We start from the raw sequence: 10019 nt of genomic DNA, 5'->3' as shown, positions 1-10019 counted from the left end.
TCCGAAGATCAACGAGGAATAAATTGGCATTTGACAAGTGCACGCTGTTGAGTTCTCAAGGAACGGACGCACCCACAGAAACAGTCACCTAGACCTACCCGTGAGGCAGTTCACTACCTTCACACCATCCACACACAACAAGACCACCTCAAACGAAGCAGATCTCAGGAAATGTGCCGAACGACAGAACCCCAACTGTAAACCAGAGAACCGAAACTCTCAAGAACAGATGTTGGGGGTGGTTCGCTACTTGAGGGGCTGCGGGGCCTTCCGGCCGCTCCGCTCTCCCCTGTGGGGCGAACAAGTAATAAGTTACGCCCGAACGACCACCCCGTCGAATCGAGCACACACCCCGGGCGTGTCGCGACCGCATCCCGGCCTCGAGAGTCGCCGTGCGGCGGGCCTCACACGAACCGTCCGACGCTCCCCCATCCCCCGACCCACGCCTCCACGTGGGGCTGCGGACGGAGGACGTGCACCCCGTCCACCGTGACGGTCCGTCGGGCGAGCCCTTCGTCGTGGGCCCACCGCGCGACACGGCGACGAGCGCGTCTGCTGCGCGCACGGCCCACCGTCGCACCGTCCGTCGTCCTCAGGATGACGGTGCCGACGTCGCTTCCGCTGAGTGACGCCAAGGCGATGACGAGTTCGGCGTCGTCCACGATGACGAGGGGGACATCGAGCTCGAGGACGACGCGGGCGTCGAGCGGAGTACGGTCGGCCCGCACGCGCGGGTCGTTCGAGAGCGCGCTCCCCGGGGGGACGGCATCCATCGTCACCGTCGCCCGCGGGAAGGCGGACAGGATCGAGTCGGCGCAGACGAAAGCGGCCGCCGCGGTCAGGTCGCCGCGGACACGCACCTCGAGGTCGGGTGTGCGGGGAAGAAGACCACGGCCGGCGGATCCGTCGATCGGGATCAGCTGGGCGAGCCGAAGGCTCTGTCGGTTGCCCTCCTCCGCGCGGTCTCGGTCGTCGCGTCCGGCCCAGTCGGGTCCGTCGTGCCAGGCGACGGCGCTCGGGACATGGGCGAGTACCGCGCCGGCCTGCCAGGCGCGATGCGCCCACTCCCAGTCCTCTCCCCCGTAGGCGGAGAAGGCTTCGTCGAACCCTCCGACGTCGTCGAAGAGCGCACGGGAGCAGGCGAGCACCGCGCTGATCACGTATCGGTACGAACGGTCGTCGGCGCGGAGCAGATCACCGCTGTCCGCGTAGGCCTCGCGCAGCCAGGCGGGCTCGTCCAGTTCGACGGCGGGCGCGACCTCGGCGATCGGCGCATCGACCGCCACGCCGGAGAGATCGGCGTGACGGCGGCGTCCGACCGTCACCGCCTCGGGCAGCAGGGCCGGCAAGCGGGTGAGCGTGCGCACGTACGCGGGCTCGGGCGTCGTGTCGGCGTCGAGGAAGCAGAGCACGTCGCCGGTGGCGACCGAGGCCCCCAGATTCCGCGCCGCCGCCGCGCGGAAGCCGCGGTCGTCCTGACGGACGAGCCGGACGCCGTCGGGGACGACGGGCGGTTCAGGGGACCCGTCGTCGGCGACGACGATCTCGAGGCGATCGGCCGGATGGTCCTGACGGGCGAGCGCGGTGAGCGTGCGCGCGAGCTCCCGGGGCTGCGCGTAGTGGGTGACGACCACGGTGACCCGCGGGGGCTCCGGCTCGCGGTGGGACACCAGGTCCCACCGGTTGCCCGGGACCCATGGCATCCGGTCGTTCCATCCCTCGGGGATGTCGGCGGTCACGGCGCAAGCCCTCCCCACCACCGCAGGTAGGCGCGGGCGGCGTCGGCGCGACCGAAGGGCAACGGGGCGACGCCGTGCCAGGTCGACGAGGCGTCGGCGCGGGCCGCGGCGATGGCCCCGGCGAGCGCCTCGGACTCGACGACGGCGAGGGTGCCGGGGCGCAGCTGCGCCATCTCGTCGACGTAGCGGTTGCGCACGGCGAGGGGACGACGACCCCATCCGATCCACGAGGCCAGCGAGCCCGACGCCGACACGTGGCGGTGGGCGATCACCGGCACCGCGACGCGGGCCACGCGCGCGGCCATGTCGGCGTCGTCGAGCCATCCGGTCACCTCGACTGAGACGCCGACGGCATCCGCGCGGCGGACGAACGCGTCGAGGTCGGCCGCGTGCCCCTCCGAGGCGCGACCGAGCACAGTGAGCCGGGGGACGCCCGCCGCGACGGCGGCCGCGAGCGCTTCGTCGTGGCCCTTGCCGGGGTAGAAGTAGCCGAGCACGCCGACGCCGTCGTCGGAGGAGGCGACGGACGCGGGACGCTCGTCGACCGGGAGGGGAACGACGGCGATGTCGCCGTGCCACACGTCCTCTTCGCGGAGGAGCTCGCGTTCGTGTGCGCTGTTGACCGCGACGGCGCGTGCCGCCTCGGTGACCGCGCGGTAGAAAGCGCGGCGACGGGGACGATTGCGTTCGCCGTCGGACTCCTGCGGCACGTCGTGCAACGTGACGGTGAGCGGATGCCGAGCGGCCAGCGCCACGACGGTGCGCGTCGCCTCTTCGGGCGAGGCACCCCAGAGACGGTCGGTGACGTGGGCGTGCACGGGCGAACCCGGAGCGAGCGCGGCGAGCGCGTCGGGCGTGGCGATGCGGGCCCCGGGCGTCAGGCGGACCACCTCGGCGGCGATCTCCCGGGCGTACACCGCGACCCCGTGCGGCCCGGGGTGGACCAGGAGCACCGGGGGCGCGGCATTCGGGGTCTGCAGGCTCATGCGGCGGCCGCCCAGGTGGCGAGCAACGGTGCCATGCGGTCGACGACGGCGGCCAGCAGGGCGGGACGCTCGCGGTAGAAGGCGAGGTGGGCCTCGCGGACGACGTCGGCCGGAAGCGTCTCTCCGGCGACGATCCAGTCGGGCCGGGGCGCGGCATCCAGGTTCCAGGCGTCGACCACCCAGTCCTCGAGCGGCGCGCGCACGGAGGCGAGGATCGGGCGCCCGGGATCGACGGCCCCTCCAGGCGCGCCGAGGGCGGCGACGATCCGCTCGCCGAGCGGGAGGAACAGGGCGTTGCCGGGATGATTCACCGTGCGCGCCAGATCCTCGACGACGGGGGCGAACAGATCGGATGCCACGACGTCGAGCCCCCGCGCCTCGCGGCGACGCAGTTCGGCACGGGAGCCCTCGGCGATCTCGCGCACCGCGGGGGGTTCGAGGGCGGCGGGGATGTCGATGCGCGCCGCCTCGGCGACGGTTCGCACGTCGTGGTAGGCCACGAGCGGTGGATCTTCGGGGAAGTCGGGGAGCCGCAGCACCGCCTGGAACGGGTGGAGGCCCGCGAACCGGACGGCCGGGACGGTGACGACACGGGCTGACGGCGCGAGGGACGCCCGGAGCTGCGCCGTTCCCAGCGCGAGCCCCCGGTAGTCGTCGCGGATCGGCTGGGTGACGAGGAACGACGCGCCGCGGAGGAGGTCGTGCACCCTCGCGGTGTCGTCGGCCGACAGCTCGTGGACCGCGGGCATGCGTACCGTCGGGAGGGCGTCGGAGGAGATCACCAGGCGCAGGGACTCGGCCTGACAGTTGCCCACGACGAGGCCGTAGCCGGAGGGCAGCGGAGCGTCTCCGTAGAACCCGGCGTAGTGGGCCCGGCGCGCTATCACCGCTTCGCCGTGGTCCGCAAGGCTTCCCAGCCGCGCCATGTCGCCACCCATGATGTGAACGTATCCGTCGGTGTCATCGTCGTCCCAACCGCCCCGTTGCATTGCGATGTGCCTGGCGATGCGGTACACGCACCGTCACGCATGCCTGCACGAGGAGGAAGAGAAGATCGTCACCAGCACCGTCCCCCCGGTCCGGGTCGCCGCCGTCCCCTCGGCGCACCCCTACGTCACCGCCGTCGCGGATCCCGCGCATGTGCTCCTGCTCGCCGATCCGCCTCCCCCGGGCGCCCCGGCCGGACAGTGGTGGCCGCCGCAGATCCTCCTGCCGGAGTGGCTGCGGGCGAATGCGGCGGACTTCGACCTGGTGCACGTGCATTTCGGCATCGAGTCGTACACGCCCGAGGAACTCTCCGAGACCGTCGCCACGCTGCGGGCCCTGGGGCGGCCCCTGGTCTACACGGTGCACGACCTCGAGAACCCCCAACTGCTGTCGCAGGAGGCCCACCGCGCCTCGCTCGCCGTGCTGGCCGAGGCGGCCGACGAGCTCATCACCCTGACCGGGACGGCCGCCGACGAGGTCTTCGCGCTCACCCGTCGTCGCCCGACGGTGATCGCCCACCCGACCCTGCTCGCCGAGACGGACCGCCCCTCCGGCGCGGCGCACGCCGCGACGCGCGTCGGCGTGCACCTGCGCGATCTGCGCCCGAACATCGACGGGGTGGGCACCACCGCGACGCTGGTGCGCGCCGTGGCCGATCTGCGGGCCCAGGGCGCGCGGGTCGAGGCGGTCGTGCGGATGAACGAGAACGTCCGCGACGCCGAGGCGGCGGCATCCATCGACCTGCTCGCCCGCGATGCCGAGGGCGTCACCGTCGAGCGCGGTGCCCGCCTCGATGACCAGGCGCTCTCGCACTGGCTCGCGGACCTCGACGCGTGCCTGCTGCCCTACCGGCACGGCACCCAGTCGGGGTGGGCGGAGCTCTGCTACGACCTCGCCGTGCCCGTCATCGGCACGCGCGTCGGGCACATCGCGGCCCAGCACCCCGGCGACTTCCACAGCTTCGACGTCGGAGAGCCCGTGTCGCTCGCACGGGCGATCGTGGATGCCACCAACGCTGCGTGGTCGACACCCGGCTCGCCGAAACGGGCGGCGGAGATCGGACGTCGGCGCACCGAGCGCCTCGGCGAACGGGATGCCGTGCGCGCCGCGCATCTCGCGCTGTACCGACGCGCGATGGCGACGGAGGAGGCGGCGTGATGCGGATCGGGAAGGCCCTGCGGGTCCTGGTGGTGGCACCCTCGCGTTACGCCCTGCGCCAGCCGCACGCCGGCGGCCTCGAAGCGTGCGTGTGGGATCGCGTGCGATGGCTGCGCGAACGGGGCCACGAGGTGACGCTGTGCGCCGCGGACGGTTCGGACTTCCTCGGCGACGTGCCCGAGTTCCGGCTGCCGACCCCGGAGTGGAACCGCCCCGAGGAGTCGTCCGACACCGAGTACCCCGCGGGGTACGTCGACGCGGTCGAGGCCGCCTACGACGCGGCGCGGGAGCGCCTCATCGCGGATCGCCACCTCTACGACGTGGTCGACAATCACAGCCTGCACCCGGCACCCATCCGCTGGAGCCGGGAAGCCGGCATCCCGGTCGTGACCACGCTGCACACCCCGCCCTTGGAGCCCATGCTCGAGGCGGCCTCGGACGTGCGCGACAGCCCACACCGCTTCGTCGCGGTGAGCCAGGCGACGGCGCGCGCGTGGTCGGTCGAGGGCGTGGACGCGTTCGTCTTCCCGAACGGCGTCGACACCGACCAGTGGACCCGCGGAACCGGCGGCTCCTCGTGGGTCTGGTCGGGGCGCGTGGTACCGGAGAAGGCCCCGCATCTCGCGATCGAGGCGGCACGGGAGGCGGGAGCGCACATCGTGCTGGCCGGGCGCATCGGCGACGTCGATTACTTCGAACAGGAGATCGCCCCGCGCCTGGGCGCCCACGCCCGCTACGTCGGTCCCCTGCGTCAGCCCGACCTGTGCCGACTCGTGGGGTCGTCGGCCGTCGCCCTGGTGACACCCATGTGGGAGGAGCCCTTCGGCCTCGTCATCGCGGAGGCGCTGGCCACGGGCACGCCCGTCGCCGCGTTCGACATCGGCGGCGTGTCGGAGGTTCTCAGCGGGATGCCGGGGTCGGCGACGGTCATGCCGGGCGACGTCGTCGCCCTCGCGAAGGCCGCCTCCCGCCTGGCGGCGGAGGGAGCGCAGGAGCCGCTCACCCGCGTGTGGACCCGCCGCGCGGCGGTGCGGCAGCACTCGCTGGCACAGCGCTATCGCGAGGTGGAGCGCGTGCTCGCCCACACCGCGCAGCCGGTCCCGGTGCGGCGCGCGCCGGCGGTGGCGTGGTGATCGGCTGGTACGTCCACCATCACGGCTACGGCCACGTCGCGCGCTTCCTGGCGGTGCAGCCGCACCTGCGCTCGCCCGTCGTGGCGTTCTCGTCGATGCCGCGGCCCACGACGCTGCCCGCCGAGGTGGAATGGGTGGAGCTGCCCCCCGACGCCGATGAGTTCGAGGGCGCGGACGGGTCTTTCCACGACCCGCGCGACGCCGAGCCGACCGTCCGCGGACACCTGCACTGGGCCCCGCACGGCCACCCCGGTCACCGCGCCCGCCTCGCGACGATCGCCGCGGCATCCGTCACCCGGGATCTGCAGGCCTTCGTCGTCGACGTGAGCGCCGAAGTGGTCGCTTTCGCGCGCCTGCTGGGCCTGCGCACCGTCGCGGTGACCCAGCCGGGTGCCCGCACCGACGCCCCGCACGCGCTCGCGTACGCCCTGGCCGACCGCATCGTGGCCCCGTGGGCGCACGGCGCCGTGCCCACCGCGGGCCTGTCGGCGCACGGTGACCGAGTCGTGTGGACGGGCGGGATCTCGCGGTACGACGGGCGCTCCCCGGAGGGCGCCCGCGCCGAGCGCGCGGTTCTCGTGCTCGGTCGCGTGCTCGACGACGCCGTGCGGACGGAGGCCACCGCCCGCCTGCAGGAGCGCGGGTGGGACGTCTCGGCCGTCGGCCACGACGCGACCTCGCGCGTGGACGATCCGTGGCCGCTGCTCTCGCGCAGCACCGTGGTGATCAGCGCCGCCGGGCAGAACAGCGTCGCCGACCTCGCGACCGCGGGTGCGCGCGCCGTGGTCATCGCGCAGGAGCGCCCCTTCGACGAACAGGTCCACACCGCCGACGCCCTCGACCGCTGGGGACTGGCTCATCGGGCTGACGCCACCGTCACGGCGGCCGAACTCGTCGCCCTCGTCGAGGCCGCGGCCGACGGCGAACCGGACTGGTCGCGCTGGCAGGTCGCCGGGGGAGCCGAGCGCATGGCCGCCGCCGTCGAGGCGGTGCTGCCGTGAAGACCGCGGTGATCACGGTCGCATCGAGGTCGCGCGCCGAGCACCTCGAGCGACAGCGCCGCGTGCTGGCCGAGGTGGCGACCGACATCGTGCGCGTGGAGGCGTGGCTCGACGCGTCGCCGCCGGACGGCATTCCGGATGCCGACACCCTCACGCTGCACGTGCCCCCGGGGCCCTACGGCATGCGCGTGGGAGAGGGCCGTAATCGGGCCGCCGCCGCGGCCGTCTCGGCCGGCGCCGAGCTGCTCGTCTTCCTCGACGTCGACTGCCTCCCGGGCGCGGACCTGCTGCCCGCCTACCGCGACGCGGCCCGCGCGCACCCGGATGCGATCCTCGCCGGAGCGGTCACCTACCTCGCGAGCGTGCAGCGCCCCGGATCCGCCTCCGACCTGCCGTTCCTCGTGCGCCCGCACCGCGCGCGCCCCGCGCTCGAGCCGGGCGCGACGCGCACGGCATCCCGCGAGGAGTACGACCTGTTCTGGTCGCTGTCGTTCGCCGTCACCCCCGCGACGTGGGACAGGATCGGCGGTTTCCACCCCGGCTACGAGGGCTACGGCGCCGAGGACACCGATCTCGCGTGGACGGCGCGCGCCGCCGACGTCGAGATGCGCTGGGTGGGCGGGGCGGATGCCTTCCACCAGTGGCATCCGGTGTCGTCTCCCCCGTGGCAGCATCTCGACGACATCCTCCGCAACGGCGCGACCTTCCACGCGCGGTGGGGGTCATGGCCGATGGGCGGATGGCTCGAGGCTTTCGCCGCGGCCGGCGCGATCGAGCAGCGCGACGACGCCTGGGTCCGCTCCCGCGCGTGAGGTGCCGGGATTTGTCGCTCCGGGATGCCCGGAAGCGACGAATCTCGGCACCTCGCGCAGGGAGGGGTCAGACCAGCGCGCGGAGGGCGTCGACGATCCTCGTGGCGCGGGAGTCGTCGGCCTCCATCCAGTTCGTGACGAAGGCGAAGCCGACGCGGGCTGCGCGATCGGCGAACGCCACCTGACCGCCTGCCCCGTCGTGGCCGAAGCTCGTCGGGCCGAGGTAGCGGCGCGCGTCGGAGTCCAGCTGGAAGCCCGCCGCCCAGCGCGGCCACGGGGCGGGCGCGGCGAACACGGGTGCGCCTGCCGTGCGCTCTCGCGTGACCTCGTCGAGCGTGTCGTCACGGAGCAGACGGATGCCGTCGGTCTCGACGACCGTGGCCGACCACATCGCCGCGACCGCCCGGGCGGTGGCGACGGCGCCCGCCCCCGGGATCACGGCGGCCCGCACGTCGTCGGCGTTGAATCCGTCGTCGTCGGTCACGAGCGTGGCCGGCAGTGCGCCGCCGAGCGTCATCGCCCGGTCCAGCCAGTCGACGACGCCGGGGTCCCGCTCGGCCGCCTGCCGCGCGACGAGGGCGTCGAGCGTCGGCCCGACGCGCAGGTGAGCAGCGGATGCCGCGACCTCGGCCGGCATCCCGAGCCACGCTCCGCCGCCCACCGCCTCCGCCATCGCCGCGAACGCCTCGCCGGGGGCGACGCCGCCGGCCCGGCGCACGATCTCGCCCGACAGCCAGCCGTGGGTGAGAGCGTGATACGCCCAGCCGGCGCCGGGCTCCCACAGCGGTTCCTGCGCGGCGACGATCCGGGTCATCGCGTCGAAATCGAGCAGCTGCGCGCGCGTGACGTCGATCCGCGGGGCCGAGACGCCCGCCCGATGCGCGAGGGCGTCGCCCACGCTCACCCGGTCTTTGCCGTGCACCGCGAACTCGGGCCAGAGCTCGGCCAACGGACGGTCGAGGTCGAGCATCCCGTCTTCGACGAGCCGCGCGGCGAGGATCGACATCAGACCCTTCGTGCACGAGAACACCACGGAGGGCGTGTCGCTCTCCCATGGCCGACCGTCGCGGCTGTCGGCTGTGCCGCCCCAGACGTCGACGACCGTGCGTCCGTCGACGCGGATCGCGAGGGCCGCGCCCATCTCGGACAGCCCCGCGAATGCGGCGGCGAAGGCCTCCCCCACCGGCTCGAATCCCGGGGCCACGACGCCCTGCACCGCGGTCACCGGACGACCTCCGCGACGATGAGACGGTCGCCGTCCCAGCGCAGCGGGAGCGGGTCTGACAGGGTGCCGACGAACGCGCCGTCGGTCGTGACGTTCTCGAAGGCCAGCATCACGGCCTGGCCGTCGGCGTCGTCGGCGACGACGCGACCGCTGTAGAGCCGCTCGTCGGCGACCAGCGTCGCACGCTCGACGGGGTACGGACCCCGCGGGTCGTCGAGGGCCACGGCCCAGATACCTCCCGCCTGACCGACGCGGTCACCGGCCAGATGAGTCGCGTCGCAGGAGAAGACCAGAGCCCACCGCCCCGCGATCCGCACCACCTGCGGCACCTCGAGGTGAGCAAAACCGGCGCCCGGCGTGCTGCGCGGGGGGCGCACCTCCCACTGGTGCAGGTCGCGCGACCAGGCGTGCCCGATGACCCCGCGGTCGCGGCCGCGGCCGTCCCGGGCGCGGGCGGTGACGAGCATGTGCCATCCCTCGCCGTCGGGATCGGCGAACACCCACGGATCGCGCCAGGCCTCCTCGTGCCAGGTGCCCGCGTCGAGCGTCTCGTACCAGCGCGCGTCGGCGGCCACGACCACCTCGGGATCCTTCACCCACGTCGCCAGATCGGTCGAGGATGCCGCGAGCACCGTCTCGACGTTCGTGATCTCGCCCTCGCGCAGGAACCGCGAGCCGGTGTAGAACATGCGCCAGTCGGCATCCGCCCCGACGATGCTGCCGGTCCAGGTGGCCGTGGCATCCGGAGCATCTCCCCCGGAGGGCTCCAGCACCGTTCCGTGGACGGTCCACGAGCGCAGGTCGTCGCTCGTGGCGTAGCCGACGCTGGCGTTGCGGTGACGCAGGTCGGGGTCGCCCAGGCTCGTCGGCGCCTGGAGGAACATCATGTGGTGGGTGTCGCCGTCGCGGGCGAGCCAGAAATCCCAGACCCAGTGGTCGGGCGGCGTGAACGTCATGAGGTCCGTTTCGGGGAAGAAG

Annotated in this window: 9 protein-coding genes; 4 read left to right on the top strand and 5 right to left on the bottom strand. The window is 73.4% G+C overall.

Going from position 1 to position 10019, the window contains the following annotated elements; genetic code table 11:
• Positions 1–404: 404 nt before the first annotated feature.
• Genes RWH45_RS09165 through RWH45_RS09155 form a run of 3 tightly spaced genes read right to left on the bottom strand, consistent with a single transcriptional unit; the run spans position 405 to position 3651 of the window.
• The gene (locus tag RWH45_RS09165; protein WP_315994567.1) at positions 405–1739 is read right to left on the bottom strand and encodes a glycosyltransferase; all 1335 of its coding nucleotides are present in this window, start codon (positions 1737–1739) and stop codon (positions 405–407) included.
• On the bottom strand, positions 1736–2725 hold the full coding sequence (locus RWH45_RS09160) for a glycosyltransferase family protein (RefSeq protein ID WP_315994566.1): 990 nt from the start codon (positions 2723–2725) through the stop codon (positions 1736–1738). The genes RWH45_RS09165 and RWH45_RS09160 overlap by 4 nt, the downstream gene beginning before the upstream one ends.
• On the bottom strand, positions 2722–3651 hold the full coding sequence (locus RWH45_RS09155) for a WcbI family polysaccharide biosynthesis putative acetyltransferase (protein WP_315994565.1): 930 nt from the start codon (positions 3649–3651) through the stop codon (positions 2722–2724). The genes RWH45_RS09160 and RWH45_RS09155 overlap by 4 nt, the downstream gene beginning before the upstream one ends.
• Positions 3652–3730: 79 nt before the next feature.
• On the opposite strand from RWH45_RS09155, the gene RWH45_RS09150 reads away from it, so the two are divergent.
• The 4 genes from RWH45_RS09150 to RWH45_RS09135 are packed head-to-tail and all read left to right on the top strand — an operon-like array spanning position 3731 to position 7816.
• Complete coding sequence (locus tag RWH45_RS09150) at positions 3731–4870, top strand: glycosyltransferase (protein WP_315994564.1); 1140 nt, start codon at positions 3731–3733, stop codon at positions 4868–4870.
• Positions 4870–6003 (top strand): glycosyltransferase, encoded by a 1134-nt coding sequence (locus RWH45_RS09145; protein ID WP_315994609.1) that lies wholly within the window; start codon positions 4870–4872, stop codon positions 6001–6003. The genes RWH45_RS09150 and RWH45_RS09145 overlap by 1 nt, the downstream gene beginning before the upstream one ends.
• Complete coding sequence (locus tag RWH45_RS09140) at positions 6000–7004, top strand: hypothetical protein (RefSeq protein WP_315994563.1); 1005 nt, start codon at positions 6000–6002, stop codon at positions 7002–7004. The genes RWH45_RS09145 and RWH45_RS09140 overlap by 4 nt, the downstream gene beginning before the upstream one ends.
• Entirely contained in the window at positions 7001–7816 is an 816-nt protein-coding gene (locus RWH45_RS09135; RefSeq protein WP_315994562.1) for a glycosyltransferase family 2 protein, read from the top strand. The genes RWH45_RS09140 and RWH45_RS09135 overlap by 4 nt, the downstream gene beginning before the upstream one ends.
• A gap of 67 nt (positions 7817–7883) precedes the next feature.
• On the opposite strand, the gene RWH45_RS09130 is transcribed toward RWH45_RS09135, so the two are convergent.
• Positions 7884–9041, bottom strand: coding sequence for a serine hydrolase domain-containing protein (locus tag RWH45_RS09130; RefSeq protein ID WP_315994561.1), 1158 nt, complete (start codon positions 9039–9041; stop codon positions 7884–7886).
• Positions 9038–9997 carry a family 43 glycosylhydrolase gene (locus tag RWH45_RS09125; RefSeq protein ID WP_315994560.1) on the bottom strand — a complete coding sequence of 320 codons (960 nt, stop codon included), beginning with the start codon at positions 9995–9997 and terminating at the stop codon, positions 9038–9040. Before RWH45_RS09125 ends, RWH45_RS09130 begins: the two co-directional genes overlap by 4 nt.
• Positions 9998–10019: the final 22 nt, after the last annotated feature.

It is taken from the genome of Microbacterium galbum, assembly GCF_032464915.1.
Lineage (GTDB): Bacteria > Actinomycetota > Actinomycetes > Actinomycetales > Microbacteriaceae > Microbacterium > Microbacterium galbum.
The sequence above is the reverse complement of the archived record's forward strand: the minus strand, read 5'-3'. Positions and strand labels throughout refer to the sequence as shown.